Origin of the sequence: Terrimonas ginsenosidimutans (genome assembly GCF_022012415.1) — a bacterium.
Lineage (GTDB): Bacteria > Bacteroidota > Bacteroidia > Chitinophagales > Chitinophagaceae > Terrimonas_A > Terrimonas_A ginsenosidimutans.
On sequence record NZ_JAKLTR010000004.1, the window covers coordinates 26,446 to 43,295 of the forward strand.

16 protein-coding genes are annotated in these 16,850 nt (G+C 42.8%); 7 read left to right on the forward strand and 9 right to left on the reverse strand.

Translation table 11 applies throughout. The annotated features are described in order from the left end of the window. The first annotated feature begins 303 nt into the window (after nt 1-303). Nucleotides 304-960, forward strand: a complete 657-nt coding sequence (gene mqnB / locus LZZ85_RS07795) for a futalosine hydrolase (protein WP_237870356.1) — start codon at nt 304-306, stop codon at nt 958-960. A 104-nt stretch (nt 961-1,064) separates the two neighbouring features. Then, nucleotides 1,065-1,901 (forward strand): 1,4-dihydroxy-6-naphtoate synthase, encoded by an 837-nt coding sequence (locus LZZ85_RS07800; RefSeq protein ID WP_237870358.1) that lies wholly within the window; start codon nt 1,065-1,067, stop codon nt 1,899-1,901. Between the two features lie 80 nt (nt 1,902-1,981). Here LZZ85_RS07800 and LZZ85_RS07805 read toward each other — a convergent pair whose 3' ends face one another. From LZZ85_RS07805 to LZZ85_RS07825, 5 genes are all read right to left on the reverse strand, one after another. Beyond that, nucleotides 1,982-3,289 carry a cryptochrome/photolyase family protein gene (locus tag LZZ85_RS07805; RefSeq protein ID WP_237870360.1) on the reverse strand — a complete coding sequence of 436 codons (1,308 nt, stop codon included), beginning with the start codon at nt 3,287-3,289 and terminating at the stop codon, nt 1,982-1,984. A 15-nt stretch (nt 3,290-3,304) separates the two neighbouring features. Continuing rightward, on the reverse strand, nt 3,305-4,144 hold the full coding sequence (locus tag LZZ85_RS07810; RefSeq protein WP_237870362.1) for an aminotransferase class IV: 840 nt from the start codon (nt 4,142-4,144) through the stop codon (nt 3,305-3,307). A 204-nt stretch (nt 4,145-4,348) separates the two neighbouring features. Then, nucleotides 4,349-5,023 (reverse strand): response regulator transcription factor, encoded by a 675-nt coding sequence (locus LZZ85_RS07815; RefSeq protein ID WP_237870364.1) that lies wholly within the window; start codon nt 5,021-5,023, stop codon nt 4,349-4,351. 610 nt (nt 5,024-5,633) lie between these two features. Further along, complete coding sequence (locus LZZ85_RS07820; protein WP_237870366.1) at nt 5,634-8,051, reverse strand: hypothetical protein; 2,418 nt, start codon at nt 8,049-8,051, stop codon at nt 5,634-5,636. 167 nt (nt 8,052-8,218) lie between these two features. Next, nucleotides 8,219-8,404: a hypothetical protein gene (locus LZZ85_RS07825; RefSeq protein ID WP_237870368.1), complete on the reverse strand. Its 186-nt coding sequence runs from the start codon at nt 8,402-8,404 to the stop codon at nt 8,219-8,221. Between the two features lie 982 nt (nt 8,405-9,386). On the opposite strand from LZZ85_RS07825, the gene LZZ85_RS07830 reads away from it, so the two are divergent. Together LZZ85_RS07830 and LZZ85_RS07835 are read left to right on the forward strand one after the other, a co-directional pair. After that, nucleotides 9,387-10,178 carry a sensor histidine kinase gene (locus LZZ85_RS07830; protein WP_237870370.1) on the forward strand — a complete coding sequence of 264 codons (792 nt, stop codon included), beginning with the start codon at nt 9,387-9,389 and terminating at the stop codon, nt 10,176-10,178. Nucleotide 10,179: 1 nt separating this feature from the next. Then, nucleotides 10,180-10,845 carry a response regulator transcription factor gene (locus LZZ85_RS07835; RefSeq protein WP_237870372.1) on the forward strand — a complete coding sequence of 222 codons (666 nt, stop codon included), beginning with the start codon at nt 10,180-10,182 and terminating at the stop codon, nt 10,843-10,845. 1 nt (nt 10,846) lies between these two features. Here LZZ85_RS07835 and LZZ85_RS07840 read toward each other — a convergent pair whose 3' ends face one another. Further along, nucleotides 10,847-11,596 carry an SAM-dependent methyltransferase gene (locus tag LZZ85_RS07840; protein ID WP_237870374.1) on the reverse strand — a complete coding sequence of 250 codons (750 nt, stop codon included), beginning with the start codon at nt 11,594-11,596 and terminating at the stop codon, nt 10,847-10,849. A gap of 23 nt (nt 11,597-11,619) precedes the next feature. Next, the gene (locus LZZ85_RS07845; RefSeq protein ID WP_237870376.1) at nt 11,620-12,276 is read right to left on the reverse strand and encodes a response regulator transcription factor; all 657 of its coding nucleotides are present in this window, start codon (nt 12,274-12,276) and stop codon (nt 11,620-11,622) included. 893 nt (nt 12,277-13,169) lie between these two features. Between LZZ85_RS07845 and LZZ85_RS07850 the strand changes: the two genes are divergently transcribed. From LZZ85_RS07850 to LZZ85_RS07860, 3 genes are read left to right on the forward strand one after another with little or no spacing between them, the layout of a single operon-like run. Then, entirely contained in the window at nt 13,170-13,889 is a 720-nt protein-coding gene (locus LZZ85_RS07850; protein WP_237870378.1) for a hypothetical protein, read from the forward strand. An 18-nt stretch (nt 13,890-13,907) separates the two neighbouring features. Beyond that, nucleotides 13,908-14,738, forward strand: a complete 831-nt coding sequence (locus LZZ85_RS07855) for a sensor histidine kinase (protein ID WP_038096308.1) — start codon at nt 13,908-13,910, stop codon at nt 14,736-14,738. Between the two features lie 39 nt (nt 14,739-14,777). Further along, complete coding sequence (locus LZZ85_RS07860; protein WP_237870380.1) at nt 14,778-15,428, forward strand: response regulator transcription factor; 651 nt, start codon at nt 14,778-14,780, stop codon at nt 15,426-15,428. 4 nt (nt 15,429-15,432) lie between these two features. Here the strand turns inward: LZZ85_RS07860 and LZZ85_RS07865 are convergent, their stop codons facing one another. Continuing rightward, entirely contained in the window at nt 15,433-16,089 is a 657-nt protein-coding gene (locus LZZ85_RS07865) for a CoA transferase subunit B (RefSeq protein WP_237870382.1), read from the reverse strand. Between the two features lie 27 nt (nt 16,090-16,116). Continuing rightward, on the reverse strand, nt 16,117-16,821 hold the full coding sequence (locus LZZ85_RS07870; RefSeq protein WP_237870384.1) for a CoA transferase subunit A: 705 nt from the start codon (nt 16,819-16,821) through the stop codon (nt 16,117-16,119). Nucleotides 16,822-16,850: the final 29 nt, after the last annotated feature.

A 16,850-nucleotide genomic window follows, 5' to 3' on the forward strand; every position in this document is an offset into this window, starting at 1 on the left:
GACAAAAATCGCCCATCTGGCGCAGGAGTAACCTAAAGAACTCGATGACCAATGACCGATGGCCGATGGCCGGGTGCCGCATTTGGATGGAAGCTATTGCTGCTAATTGGTATAGGGTATTGACACTAGTAGGTATATGTATTTTCGGCCAACGGCCATCGGTCATCGGTCATCGGCCATCGGTCATCGAATGAACTTTCGGGAAAATCCTTAAACGACATTGGAATTATATCCCCGGAAAAAAAGTAAACTTCAGCTTCATCGGTTATTTTTGATCTCCTTTAAATAACAATATTCCCGCTGATGAACTGTCTGCTCGTTGCCGCCACCGCCTTTGAGATCGCCCCGTTTATTCAGCACTATCGCAACAGCGATGTCCCGTTCTATGTAGATATCCAGGTTGATGTCGCCATTACCGGAGTCGGCCTAATGGCGACGACCTACAATTTGCAGCGCCAGATCCAGGTAAAAAAGCCCGACCTGATCATACAGGCAGGTATTGCGGGTTGTTTCGACTTGTCAGTTGCCTTAGGCACTGTATTCGCGGTAAAGAAGGACACGGTTGCTGATCTCGGGGTAACAGAAAAGAGTACTTTCCATTCACTTTTCGACATGGGTTTCGTAAAGCCCAACCATCCTCCCTATAAAGGCGGATGGCTTGTCAATCCGGGATTGCACCTCCTGAAAAAAAACAGTTTGAAAAAAGTAGCCGGCGTTTCTGTTAATCAGATCACCACATCAAAACAAGCTATCAATCATTATACAGCGAAGTACAAACCCGTGGTAGAATCGATGGAAGGAGCTGCCCTGCACTACGTTTCCTTAATGGAAAATATTCCATTTATGCAGCTGCGTGGTGTATCCAATTATGTTGGCGAACGCAATAAAAAGAAATGGAACATCAAAGATTCTGTGGCCAATCTTAACAATGAGTTAATCCGCTTGTTGAACAGCCTGTAAACATCAAATTAATCCGGATATTTGGCGCGGATTTAAGATTAAGATCATTTATGCCAGGAGAACGGGCTCAGACCAACCCGGATCTCCATCAAACAATACAAAACATGAAGCTAACCCTTGGGTTTTCCCCTTGTCCGAACGATACCTTTATTTTTGACGCACTGGTAAATAAAAAGATAGATACTGAAGGGCTGGAATTCGAAACTTCCCTGGAAGATGTTGAGACCCTCAATCAATGGGCATTGCAAGGCAAACTGGATATCACCAAACTCAGTTTTCCTGCTTTCTTTCAATCGCTTGACGAATACATCCTGCTTAACTCAGGTAGTGCGCTTGGAAAGGGAGTCGGCCCGCTCCTGATCACAAACGATGATCCGGCGGTTTACGAAAACGGAATTGGAGATGCGTCGATTGCGCTCCCCGGTGTCAACACCACCGCTCACCTGCTGTTCAGCTTCGCTTACCCTGAAGCCACCAATAAAAAGTTCATGATCTTTTCTGAGATTGAACAGGCTGTTGTGAATAAAGAAAGCGCGCTGGGGGTGATCATTCATGAAAACCGCTTTACTTACCAGGATAAAGGACTGAAAAAAGTAAAAGATCTCGGTGAATACTGGGAAGAAAAAATGAAAGCGCCGATCCCGCTTGGAGGAATTGCGATCAGCCAGTCAGTAAAAAGAGGAGTAGCCCAGAAAGTTGATGAGCTGATCCGCAAGAGCCTTGACTATGCATTTGCAAACTATCCTGAAGTGACGGATTATGTGAAAGCGCATTCCCAGGCAATGAGTGAAGATGTAATGAGACAGCATATTGATCTTTATGTCAACAATTATTCACTGGCGCTTGGGGAAGAAGGGAAGAAAGCGATCGCAACACTGGCTGATGTATTCAATAAGATCAATCCGGGAAAAATGGAGGAAGAGGCTGAACTCTTTTTGTAGTCATCCTGAATCATTTTGATAAAGTCAAATGGCCCCGGAGTGATCCGGGGCCATTTGACTTTATATTCCGACATTTCTTCTTACTTATTCAACGCAGCTTTGTATGCCTTAAGGCATCTTTCCCTGGCGAATTCATGTTCAACGATTGGCCGCGGGTAAGTCAGTTCTTCAAACTCAGGCACCCATTTTTTTACATAAGTAAGATCCGCATCAAACTTTTTCGTTTGTATATACGGATTAAAGATCCTGAAATAGGGTGCTGCATCGCAGCCCGTTCCGGCGGCCCATTGCCAGTTCCCATTGTTTGCCGAAAGATCATAATCCAGTAATTTTTCTCCAAAATAAGCTTCACCCCACCTCCAGTCGATCAGCAGGTGCTTTGTAAGAAATGAAGCGGTGATCATGCGGACGCGATTGTGCATAAAACCGGTGTCATTCAATTCACGCATACCGGCGTCAACAATTGGGTATCCTGTTTCTCCACTACACCAGGCCCGGAACTCTTCTTCGTTATTCCGCCATTTGATCTTATCATATTCAGGTCTGAAAGAATGCTGTACCACGCGTGGGAAATGCCAGAGAATAGTTTGAAAAAAATCTCTCCAGATCAGCTCTCCAAGAAATGTTTCATTAAGCGCACCTGCTTCACGGGCCAATTCCCTTACACTGATAGTTCCAAATCTCAGGTGCACGCCGAGATGGGTTGTTCCTCCTTCAATACCGGGAAAGTCCCGCTGGCCCTTGTAATCTTTAACTGTTGCCGGTTTCCATTTCACGGACGGGAACGGTTTGCTTACGGCGGTGAAATTCATGTCGGCCAAAGACGGGATATTCTTAGATGCCTGTTGAAAGAGATTCCTGTAATACTTTTTACAGGGGTATGATCTCAGGTAAAAGTCGTTCAGAAGCGCTTTCCATTTTCTTGCGTACGGGGTATATACGGTATAGGGTGTGCCATCGTCCTTTATCACTTCGTTACGTTCGAATATAACCTGATCTTTATAGCTATGGAAAGATGCGCCTGCCTCTTTGAGCAGAACCGCGATCTTTTGATCCCGTTCACGTGCATAAGGCTCATAATCGCCATTGGTGAATACTTTTTCTACCTTATACTCTTTCAACAGCTCTTTAAAAACATCTTCCGGGGTGCCGTATCGCACATCGAGGGTGGAGCCTTTCTTCTCCAGCTGCCCCTGCATATGCAGCAATGCTTCTCTGATAAATTCAACGCGCCGGTCTGCGCGATCTTCCAGTCCGTCCAGGATATTCTTATCAAAAATAAATACCGGCACAACAGGGTTGGCATCTTTCAGTGCATGGTAGAGAGCGGCGTTGTCATCCAGCCGCAGATCGCGTCTGAACCAGCAAATATTTACGGGCGATTTCATAAAGCCAATGTAGAATTAGGACCAGAGCGTTTCAATAAACTGATGGTATAAGGAACGCGTCTTGTTATTTTTAAGTATTTTATTTTCAAAGCGGCCAACCCATCGTATGCCATTCATTGCGTTTGTAAGAAACATCTCCTCAGCGCCGGCTGCATCATTTACAAACACGGCCCGTTCTTCCACGGCAAAGCCGGATTCCCGCATTTTGTCGATCAGGTATCGCCTCATAACACCTTCGACACCTCCCTGACCGATGGCAGGGGTAATGATCTCGTCACCATCTACAAGAAATAAATTGGCAATAGAGGCATCGGCAATAGCACCATCTGTATTTAAAAGCAGGCAGTCGTTCCATTGCTGTTGTTTGGCAAAACGGGCAGCCATGGTATAGGGCAAATAGTTCGCCGATTTTAGCCTGGAAAAGAGATCCATGCTTTTTCTCGCATGAGGAAAAACCCCTACCACAAGGCCGTTTTCGTTGAGCTGATTATAGGAGGGATTACCCGGCCATGATTCGATCAGACAGTGAATCCGGTCGCGGTCATATTCGTAAATCCCCCCATTGCCACGGGAAACTGACAAACGGATTCTTGCTAGATCAGTGCAATTATTCTTATTGCAAACGGATATAATGTCAGTTTTGAGCTTTTCCGGCGTAAACAAGGCGGGTGGGGAAAACTCCAGCAATTGCATTGAACTAAAAAGGCGGTTCATGTGAAGGTCAAATAGTGGCATTTGGCCTTTCACCATTTTGATGGTCTCAAAAAGACCGTCGCCGTAGCGATAACTTTTGTCATCTGCAGACAGGACGGGTTCTCCGCTTTTTAGAATCTTTCCATCGAAGCAAATATGCATAATGTTGATAATGATCGTAAAGTACGGAAAATTTGATGGCGGATGGCGGGCCTGATCCGAAATGGGCTGCAGGCGGCTCCAGCCCCAACCAGGTGGTCTGGTGACCTTATTCTATCCGGCTAAACCCGGCCATCGAATATGGGTACCCTGGCTAACGAAAAAGCCGCTCCGGGGGAGCGGCTGGAACCTAAGCAAGTAGTTTTTTTAGTTTTGCTCAACCAAACCGGCTTTCACGGCGTACATGACGAGTCCCGCCATCGACTTTGTGCCAGTTTTGGTTTTGAGCTTATCGCGAATAGCCTCCACAGTACGGGGGCTGAGATCTACAATATCCGCGATTTCTTTTGTGCTTTTTTCATCGCACATCAGTTTAAGGATTGTAATTTCTTTATCAGTCAGCTGAACATCCTGGGGCATAGACGATTCTGCAGTACGCTTGGTCCGCAGGCCACTCAGCAATGCTTTGTTAGTCAGGTCATTAAAGAAGAAATCCTGTTCAAAAACAGTCTTGATAGCATCATAGATCATTTCAGAACCAGACTCTTTGGTCAGGTAGGAGTTTGCTCCGATCTCCATCATGCGTGAGATCACTGAGTGATCATTGTGCATGGAGAGCATAATTACTTTCACACCCGGATAGAGTTTTTTGATCTCAGGGAGCGTGGTCAGGCCGTCCATGATCGGCATTTGTATATCCAGCAAAACAACATCGGGCTGGATATGTCGGAGAAGGTTGAGCAGTTGCATCCCATTTTCTGCTTCCGCTACCATTTGTATATCCTTACGGCTGGACAGTGAAGTCTTGACACCGGTACGGAATAGCGCGTGGTCATCTGCAATGGCAACTTTAATAACAGAGTTAGTCTCGTGATTTTTCATGGGTTTGATATTGGTATTAAAAAGTCGGACTTATGTATTAATTCCGATGCAAGATGAAAAATTCCGGTTACATATACCATAGTAAAACTACTTGATTTGGTATTTGTGGAAAGTACCGCTACTACTTGAGTGTGAATTTATACGATAGGTGGATCGTTTATTTACGATAGATGGCAATAGAGCTTTTTCTACCCGTACCGTATTTACCATAATTTTTAAATCAGGGGATAGTGCTCTTGTTAACATTGCGTTGTGGATATATTTTTGTTTCAGAAAGTTGATCGCTAAGGATGACTCGTTTATCCTTCTCTATCCAATGTCCAAACCGTCCAGAAAGTTATTTCCAATCCTTTGATAAAACCAGACGACACTCTCCCGGCCATCAACTTTCTATTTTTTTTGATACAGTCCCGTTTTGGATCCGTTCAAAATGAAAAACATGGCTTGATCAAAAACCATTGAACATTAAACTTGATTCCTGGTTCGACCCTATTTATTAAACGCTTTTTCTTTCATAACAGTAACGTAAGGGACCTCTCCGAAAGGAGGGGTTTCCTTTTTGTACTCGGAAGAACACGAATGCCCCGAAGGAACTTAAAGCGCCGCATTCCTACTCTACCACCCGGATAAGTTGACGCCCGCTAACAACTCCTTTGCTATTTATCCCTTCAAGAACTAAAGTAAACACTCCCGTAAGGTCGTTGGTGTAAAATGAAATGGTTGCTTCGCCATTTTCATCGGTAATAGTTTGCGGGGACCAATAGATCGTACTGAGCTTTTCAGGATCCGGAGGATTGAATTCGGCATAATCTGCTATATAGAACTCTTTCGCATAATAGCGACCTTTCAATTTATGCAGTAACTCCGCTGCGCCGCCATACGCGTTTCTGCCAGGGCAATGGTACACAACGGTGTTCCCCCGATAATGGTACAAACCTCCTTCAACAGCCGGCGTTCCATTTCTATGGTTGCCACAGTTCAGAATATTGTTCATGCATACATAATCAGAACAAGTCTTACTGGTAAACGTCCCCTGATCTCCCCACCGATCCTGATTTTTGACCGATGATTTTACAACAACGGCTGTTAAGGTCTGCACTTTATTCAGCGTTTCCTCATCCGCAGGCATTACGGCTTTCGCTCCTTCGGAAGCGGGATAGAATAAACCAGCCAACTCCTTGTTCAATGAATCTTTTTCATGATTGAACTCGATCGTAAAGTCCTCTTTATTCTTTTCATTGATGATCACATTAAGATGCTGGTCAGGTAAAAGTGCCGTCATTTCCGGAGCAAATGCAAAATATCCGGACGAATCTGTTGTCATAATGGGTAGCCCGGTACCTCCAAAAGCAGTGACAGCTACAGGCTTTTTTAGTTTCTTATTATTCAGATTTTTAACCCGTCCGGAAATACTCAGGTCCCTTTCCCAGTTCACTGCATTTACAGTGTTATGCTGCAAAGGTTGATTATAGCGGGTCCAGCAGCGGGTGAGCAGTAGCATTTCGAGATCTTCCTTCGAGCCGATGCTGTATCCGGCAATCCGGGGAATTAACCCCATTGTTTCATATTCCCGGAAATAGAAGTACGGTACAATATCCTGGAAGCGCGTCGTGTCAACTCTTCTCGTGAGAGCTGTGCTTATGGAGAAACTGCCTGGCAGTGGCATACCACTACCATCCTCCATTTTTATCTTAAGCTGTACTTTTGATCTGCGGTGATAGACCTGTGAATCTGTTTTGATCCGGGCAGCACTGATCGAGTCATATCCTTTAAAAAATGTTCTTTCGGCCAATGGCTGCAATTCAGAATCGAATACGGTAAAAGTGGCAAGTCCTGCAGGCAAACTATCGAGTGGAACGCGCAACAATGCTGTTGACCCGTTCAACTGTAAAGGAGAAAAATTATACCCCTGGCGATAGTCATGAACCAGTAAAAAAAATTTGTTACCAACATTTTTGCTTTGAAGCTTTACGACGAGCGTGTCATTGGTTACTGCCCTGTCTATATTAAGCACGACCCCTTTGCTTTTCACAGGAGGAATTCCAGCGGAAATCAACTTTTTATTGCTCCCTTCCAGCGATATTGAATAAATGCCTTTTGAATCCGGCGTGATCTGTATCAACCCCAAGCCTGCGGCTGCGGATAACTGCGCGACAGGGACGCCGTTCTTCAGCAACTGTCCTTTTACAGCAACAGCTTTCCCAGAGCGATCGATCACTTCAAAGGAGGTCCGGGTGGGTAAACCATCAATCCAGTCGCCGCTCTCAGGATACCATCTGAAAGATATCTGACTATCTAAAAATGATAAGGGAATACTGGATGCCAGCAATGCTTTTTCCTTTTTTACGGTCACTTTCATATCCATCTTACGGACAAGGGAATCAGATTGCACTGACACCGGCACTTCTCCGAAAGGGGTTACGATCATCTGTCCGGCCTTCATCAGCCTGTCATCTCCAAACACTTCGTAGTTAAAAGAGGCACCTGTTGCATTGAACATCTGTTTATTGGTTACCTGCGCCAAAAACCTGATGGAATCAGTAAACTTATAATCTTTCAGTTCAACGCGAAATGGATCACCACCTGCGTATCTGATGGAGATCTGCTGCTGAAAAACCTGAGGATTTCTTTCTTTGTTAACAGCATTTGTATAGGCAACCAGGTTATAGTCGCCAGCAGGGAAACTATCCGGAATAAAAATATTTCCAGCGGCCAGTCCCTGCATCATCACAAAATCTCCTGTGCCTACCACTTCATGCGTAATACGGTGGCTGAGTAAAACATGCAGTGTATGATATTCACTTAGTGCGAGGTTAGCGCGTAATAAATAAGCAGTGAACCAAATATTTTCGTTGGAGGTGTATACCGACTTATCAGTATGAAGATATAGTTGCGAGGAAGATGCGAACAGGGAGTCACGAACGATAAACTGCCTGATAATCACTTCATCCTCGCCTCCTTGTTGTGCCTGAGATGAAATAGAGAATGAGAGTAAGAACAATGCAATACTAAAAATGCTACGAGCCATTTGCGAATATATAGATAACAAAGCAAATCTGTCTGCCGGTTTCTGGCTGGGCGGGGTCGGTCATCTAACAGGGCGGCAGGATCCCAACCTGGCATTTCCATTCCTTTTATCCGCAAACAGGCGGAGGTATGATTAAGATAAATGGAGAAATACATTTGTTTATGTTTTTAATAATCGCGCTGTCTTCTTTTCCAGGAAAATTTTAGAAACAGATAAATAAGCATACAGATAATAAATATTGCCAACCCGCAGATCATGGCTGCGTTCAGGTCGGGATATTTAAGGTAAACAATTATTGCAGCGAGGCTGGCAGTGTTTAACATCACGAGCAGGTCTTTCAATCTAAGTCTCATAAGTACTGTTTTTTAGTAATGACGGCTTGTAAGCTATGTAAGATGAAAGCTGAACCATTGGGAAATAAAACAGAAGAAAATGTTTTTTCCTGCTTGTGCTTCATAAATAATCTTAAAGGATCATTCCTAATTTCTCTCATTCTTCTTCTAAAATCAGAATTAAGTGTTTTCAATTATCCATAACAAAGGGTAACATTTAAAATCAAAAATTATCCGGTAATCCTCGGGAAAAAAACGTTTTCTTTTTGTTTTTTTCCCGACTTAAAAAGTCAAATCAATACTATTTTAGAGATGTTATGGAGAAAATATACTTACACTGGAAGGTTTGCTTTTTTACAGAAGCGATATTGGTCATGCTGCTTTTAGTAGCGTTGTGGGTTTCTTTTAAGAACAGGAAGACTCATGAGGAGTTGAAGTTTTTCCCGGTTTATATCGCATTTCTGCTGATAGTATTTATATCTCTTTATGCAAACATCTACTCAGAAAAGGTTTGGAACTATTCTATTAACACCTTTAATTTTCACCATTACATAGACTACACCTCAACGATTATAGAGCTTTTTGTATTTGCTCATTTCTTTATACACGTCATATCGAGTAAAAAAATGCGCCAGTTCATTATTTTAATATCGATCATTTTCACGATTTACTATTTGATAGAACTGATTCATGACAAAAGGTTCGTCAGGAGTATTTCAAAAACAACTCAATCGAGAGTATACACTATAGAGTCGATAATATTGTTAGTCCCTTGTATCGGATACTTTTATGAATTATTCAAGAAACCTCCAATACTAAATCTTAAACAAGAACCTAGTTTCTGGATAGTTTCGGGATTATCTTTTTTCATTACAAGTACTCTCCCTTATTCTCTGATAGAGAATTACCTTAGAAAAAGTCATCTATACCTTATGACTACTCTTTATTCTGTTTTCTATATTTTTTACATCATACTGCTTTTAATGATAATCAGAGCATACATATGTCTTCCGAAAAAATCAATATCATAATATTTGTTACCATAACGACAGTACTAATCCTTCTTTTGGGGTTCATTTTAATCCTGGTAATCTATTTATACCAACAAAGAAAGCTTATTCATACCCAATCTATAACTGAGTTAGAGCTAAGTCACGAAAAAAGTCTCACCACTACTCAATTAGAAATTCAAGAAAATTTATTCAGACATATATCTCAAGAAATTCACGATAACGTTGGGCTTACATTGTCTTTGGTCAAGCTTCGCTTAAATACTTTGGACTTCTCTCAGATGAGTGTTATGAAAGAACAAGTCTTCTCTTCCGTTAATCTACTTGGAGAGTCAATCGAGAATTTGCGTGATATCTCACGAAGTCTGAACGCTGACATAATAAATAATTACGGTTTAATACAGGCTATTCATAAAGAAATTACACGCATAGAAGAATTGAGTAATATTAATATAACCCTTGCGATTGACGGTGAACCTATATATATGGATTCCCAAAAAGAACTAATAATATTTAGAATTATTCAAGAGTCTTGTAACAATATCCTAAAGCACTCTGGCGCTAAATCAGCTTCCGTCAATCTTAAATATACGAAGCAAGAATTAGTATTATCAATCCAAGATGGAGGTAAAGGTTTTTCGATGAGTGATTTCTCAGAAAAAAACTATTCGTCAGGAGCTGGTATCAGAAACATGACTGCTCGGAGTAAAATGATCAGAGCAACAATGCTAGTTTCAAGCGCGCCTTCTAAAGGAACAACATTAAAATTCACTATTCCGATTTAACATGGAGCCACAGGAAAGAATAATCAGAGTCGCACTCGTAGACGATCATGTTCTGCTACGTAATGCATTAACAATATTGATCAATAGTTTTGAAAATTGTCGCGTAGTAAATGAATCCTCTAATGGAAAAGAAATTAAAGAAGCAATAGAAAGCGGCATCGTCCCGGATCTGATCATCATGGATCTGAACATGCCGGTAATGGACGGCTTTGAAGCGGCTGAATATCTTCATACGGCGCACCCGCAGCTGCCAATCCTGATGTTGACAATGTATGATTCAGAATTATCGCTGATAAGGCTGCTGCAAACCGGAGTCAAAGGCTTTCTGAAAAAAGATATTCATCCTGCGGAACTTAAATTCGCCATCCGGTCTGTCGTCAATTCAGGATTTTACTACTCAAACCATACAACGGGTAAGCTTATTAATCTCTTCAGAAGCAATACCGAAGGGCAGATCCCTCTGGAGAAATCTCTGCTGACCACGCAGGAGCTCCAGTTCATGCAAATGATCTGCTCAGATCTGACCTATAAAGAGGTTGCGCAAAAAATGGGGCTTAACCCGAGATCGGTGGACACCCTTCGCGATCAGCTGTTTATTAAACTGGATGTAAAAAGTCGCGTAGGACTGGCAATGCTCGCTATTCGTCATGGCATTGTGACCTTTTAGCTCATTCCTGCGCAAGTCTGGCAATAATATATGCGCGGGGGGATCCAAGCGCATATTTCTTTTTACCCGGAATATCATAAATCTCCTCCAGCTGAAAGCCTGAATTGTTCAACAATATCCCTATCTCGTTCACAGAGTATATGTAATCGATCGCAAGCTTATTTTCAGAAGAAGCGCCTGCTCCTGTCATTCGTGTTTCTGTTTCTATGCGCGTCGGATGAAACAGGAAACTCGATGTGGAGACTATATCGATGCCTCCATGAGTTGCTTCTGATCTCTCAGTAAAATTGGGGATAACGGTCTCGGCCAGAGACCAGCTATTGATCAAAATATGTCCGCCGTCCTCAAGGGCTCCCGCCCAGTTATTCAGAAGCTTCTGGGTTTCTTCAGCATTAAAAAAATTAAGGCTGTTCCCCATGCAAATGATCAATTTGTATTTTCCCGCGGGGCGATAATCAAGAACGCTCTGCTGAAATGCCTGCAGGGGCAAGCTGCTTTCTTCCACTTTTGCGCGTATCTCGTTTATGTAGTCCGGTAGATTATCTACAGCGGTAACTTCCACTCCTCTTTCAGCGAGTGCAAGGGAATGCCGGCCATAGCCGCACATCATGTCCAATACCCGGTCACCCGGTATCAACTGAAAATGATCTATGAGAAACTGGACTTCTTTCAAAGTCAATTGCTCGGGAATGATCGCTTTCCAGATATCCTTGTAATATCCGTCAAAAAAAAAGTCATTGATATTGTCCATATCGAACCAACAGAGCGTAATATCTATTCGAGTAATTTGTTGCGCATGGCGTACATGACCAGGCCGGCGATCGTTTTTGCACCTACTTTCTGCTTCATGTTCTGCCTGATCGTCTCAATTGTTCGTGGGCTTAAAAAGACCTCTTTTGAAATCTCTTCGGTGGTTTTATCCTCTGCTATCAATTTTAGTATCCTGATCTCCTTTTCAGAAAGCTTTACCGGGTTCGGATAAAATTGCCTCACTGTTTTCTTATGCTGAAGTTTCAGAAGCACTGCCTTATTAACCAGCTCGTTGAAATAGAAATCATCGTTCATGCACGTAAGGATCGCCTGATATATCTCTTCAGGGTCAGTCGTTTTTGTGAGATATGCATTTGCGCCCATTTCCATCATTCTGGTGATCATCTCCTGATCGTCATACATCGTCAGCACGATGATCTTTACACCTTCGTACTCTTTGCGGATCATGTTGATAGCATTAATACCGTCAACTTCCGGCATTCGGATATCCATTAAAATGATATCCGGAAGCTTCAGTTGAAGTTTATGCATCAGATCCTTTCCGTCTTCGGCTTCCCAGATTATTTTGAGATACTCTTTGTCTTTAAGCGACATACGTATCCCATCCCGGAAAATCTTGTGATCGTCAGCGATGGCGACTTTAATCTGCTGAGTTGTCATAGTAGCTTTGGTTTATGCGATCAACTGAATGGCAGCCTGTCATCAGCAATCTGCACAAAAACAACAACAGACAGGTGGGTGTATTTTTCCGATGCCAAAAGTAGTTGTTTTTATTTTCCCTATCTTTTTCAGTTTCAAAAAATTGCCCACCGCTTGCCGGCCATCCCTGCAACCCCAGGCTGGCCCTTTTTGGCACCAACCTACCCGTTGCAAGCGTAAACTTCACATCGTTCGGGTAGCAAGCTTACGATTTTGCGCGTATTTGCTGATAAAAGGAAACCAAGCAATACTGCTCTTGTTCACGCAAATATGTGGATATACTTTTGATATAAGTTGATTGGCGAAGGCTATCCGTCAAATTTATCCAATATCCCGAATCCCGCTAACCACGGGCTAAACCGTCCATAACATGATTTCCATTATCCGTTGAAATACCAGCGAGATCCAATGTCAATCAACTTCTTTCCTGCTTGCTAACGGGGCGAAATATGCCCAAACAAATATGCTTTTTTATTCACATGGGTGGATAATTCCTCTGAAACTGAAATTTCCTAAGAAAATTTCCTATTTAGGTCATGGTAAAATTACTATTTTAGCCTGGTAAAATCACTTTATTTCAGGCGGCTAAATACGAAGTATTTTTCCATGAAACCCTTTACCAGCATGCATTTCACGGCTTTATAAGGGTTTTATAGTAACAAAATATCTGTAGATATACCCGCCTTTCGACGCAATTTTTACACTCGGAATCGATTCAAGCACCTAAAAAAAGCGTTACTGTTATGAAAAAATTCACCGTTTCAAGGGCTGTTATCAGAATTGACGACCTTTCTGGCCTGGCTTGGGAAGAATAAGTCGATTAAAGTTTTAAACCTTTAAAAGTTTTTCTATTTTTGGTTAAAATCCAAACAATAGAAAAACTTTTTTACTATATAAACGCCATCTCCTACTTAACTTTTCCCGCTTTTTACTTCTTTTCAAAAGAAAAAGGGAGACTTCCAAAAATCTTGGGTATATACGGGATAATTGTATGCTTTTTCCTCTGCGTTTTTGATTATTTACTAGAGGAAAAGTCTTACAATATACTTTTGATTTTGCAAAACTTGTTTACACCGTTCGAGTATCTGGTGTTTACAATGATATTTTTTCTTACGGCTGGCAAGAGAAAACGAAAATTTTTAATCGCTATCTCGATCATTTTTATAGCATTTCTAATTACCTTATTTATAGTTAAACCGGCTACGATTGATTCTAACTTGGTTCTGGATACTTATGGTGTTGGTATAGAAACGATTATAATTTTTTTATACATATTTTCTTTTCTTTATGAACAATCTAAAATAGATGACTCAGAAAGTATTTTTAGCAAATACCTTTTCTGGATTTCTATGGGGCTATTAATTTATTTAGGCGGATCATTTTTTTTCAATATTCTGGTTACAGAAATGTCCTTAGCTGAATTCGACAATTATTACCATTACACTTACATTGCAGAATTGATAAAGAATGTTTTATTCCTAGTTGCGCTATCTAAAGCCTCAGACTTATCTGTCAAAAAAAAAGAGGCAGTCACTCAGATCCAAATGCCATATCTGGACATTGATATGAACTAATTCCCTATTTTACATTTTATGTTCTTCTTGCAAGCCACCAACCCATCTTCAGGAGTTTCCTCAGTGCTCTTTATTGGCACTATGGGCATGCTTGTTCTTACTGTTGGCCTTGTACTGTTCATCATATTCCACCAGCGCAAAGTGTCCCGATATCAGCGTACGCTGCAAAAAATGGAAGAAGAACAACAGAAGATCCTGCTTAATGCCTCCATCAAACTCCAGGAAGAAGAACGTCAGCGCCTTGCAGCAGACCTGCATGATGATGCCGGACCATTACTTGCCACTGCCCGGCTTTACCTGAATGAAAATCTCGTCAACCAGGACAAAGCCACCCAGCTCCAATCCATTTTTCAGGCCCGGCAGATCATCGATGACACCATTCAGCTGGTACGCAATATCAGTCATAGCCTGATGCCGCCGACACTCAAAAACTTCGGCCTTGAGTCTGCGGTGAATGACCTCTTCCAAAAGATCAGCGGTTCCGGCAGCATGAACGCCAGCAGCAGGTTCCACGACTATAAAGATCGCCTCAAACCGGAAAAAGAACTGATCGTATTCCGTATAGTCCAGGAGCTCGTAAATAATATCTTAAAGCACAGCAGCTCCAGCTTTATTCACCTCACTCAAAATGTGCATGGCGACAAATTCTACCTTCGCATTCATCATGATGGAAGAGGAATTATTCAAACCGATTTTGATAAACTGAACAAAAGCAATATCGGCCTCGGCCTGAAGAATATCAGCAGCCGTTTACGGGTGGTACAGGGAAGCATTTATTTTGAAAAAGACATCTCGCAGACCTATTATAAAGTAACGATAGAATTACCTAAGGACGAACCCTATCAATAGTGCTGTTTATTTGCTAATTTTACCTTTTATCTGATACTTATGGGAATCATCAAGGTAGCTATTGCAGACGATCATAAAATCTTTCGAAAAGGCGTAATCCTTTCCCTGAGGCCGTTCACTAATATAAAATTCGTTCAGGAAGCAGAGAACGGCGATGAACTTCTTAATGGCATCACCCAGTCAGACCCCGACGTCGTTTTGATGGATCTTCGTATGCCCGGCAAAGACGGTATCGAAACCACCAAGATCATCAGCAAGCAACATCCCGGCATCAAAGTACTCGTGCTTAGCATGTATGAAGATGAACGATTTGTTTACCACCTGATGGAGAACGGTGCGAACGGATATATGCTGAAGAATGCTGAACCCCAGGAGATCAGAAGGGCCATCATGGAAGTATCTGAAAAAGGATATTACCTGAACAATTTTGTAAACCGGATCCTCCTCAAAAAATCACACTCGCGTCAAAAAGTGGTTCCTTCCCTGAACAACGAGATCACGCTCAGCGATAAGGAAAGAGATGTACTCCGGTTTATCTGCATGGAGTTTACCGCACAGGAGATAGCACAGAAAATGGACATCAGCCCCCGTACTGTCGAAGCGATCAAAGACAGGCTGATGGAACGCTTTGGCAGTAAAAACACCGCGGGTCTTGTTTTCTTTGCCGTAAAGAATAACCTGATCGACTAACCGATCAGCACTGCATCTCCGGAATATCTCCCTTTATAACCAGTCTTCCCGCAGTCTTTGCCCTTATCTCATCAACACTGACGCCCGGAGCCCGTTCATTCAGCTCGAAACCTTCATGTGTAACCGATATTACGGCGAGATCCGACACGATCTTCTTCACGCACCTAACTCCCGTCAGCGGCAGAGAACATGCCGGTAATAGCTTTGATTCCCCTTTAGGATTAGTATGCATCATCGCTACGATAATATTCCTGGCACTGGCCACAAGATCCATCGCTCCACCCATCCCCTTGACCATCTTACCCGGGATCTTCCAGTTGGCGATATCTCCGGTATCACTCACTTCCATCGCCCCCAGCACTGTGAGATCAACCTTACCCGCACGGATCATCCCAAAACTCATTGCTGAATCAAAGAATGCCGAACCGGGAATAGTGGTGATGGTCTGTTTACCCGCATTGATCAGATCCGGATCTTCCTCTCCTTCCCAGGGGAAAGGCCCCATACCCAATAAACCGTTTTCACTTTGCAACACAACATTCACACCCGCCGGAATATAATTGGCCACCAGCGTGGGAATTCCAATACCAAGATTCACATAATATCCATCCTGCAACTCCTGCGCAATGCGGGAAGCAATCTGTTCTTTTGATAATGCCATGATGTAAAAATTAAAACTGCCTGATGATTAAACCACACTTCTCGGACGCACGGTCCTTTGCTCGATCCGCTTTTCATACCCGCTTCCCTGGAAGATCCGGTGTACATAGATGCCCGGAGTTTGTATATTATTTGCATCCAACTGGCCGGCCGGCACCAGTTCCTCCACCTCTGCAATAGTGATCTTTCCCGCCATCGCCATCAGCGGATTGAAATTCCGCGCAGTGTCTTTATATACCAGGTTGCCCTGGGTATCGCCTTTCCAGGCCTTCACGATTGCAAAATCCGCTTCAAACGCATACTCGAGAAGATAATCTTTACCGTTAAAATTCCGTACTTCCTTGCCTTCCGCCACCTCTGTTCCAACACCGGCTGGCGTATAAATCGCAGGCATCCCATAACCTGAAGCCATGCACCGCGTAGCCAGCGTTCCCTGTGGTATCAGTTCAACCTCCAGCTCTCCACTCAGCAACTGACGTTCGAATTCCGCATTTTCCCCCACATACGAAGAGATCATTTTTTTCACCTGCTTTTGCTTCAGCAAAAGACCAATTCCGAAATCGTCAACGCCCGCATTGTTGGAAATGCAGGTAAGCCCCGTAACGCCTTTTCTGACCAGTGCAGCGATACAATTTTCAGGAATACCGCACAAACCAAACCCGCCGAGCATCAACACATTTCCATTGCTGATATCCTGGATAGCCTCTTCCGCTGATTGAACCTGTTTATTCATATAGATCGTTAGTGTAGCTGAGTCTGTTG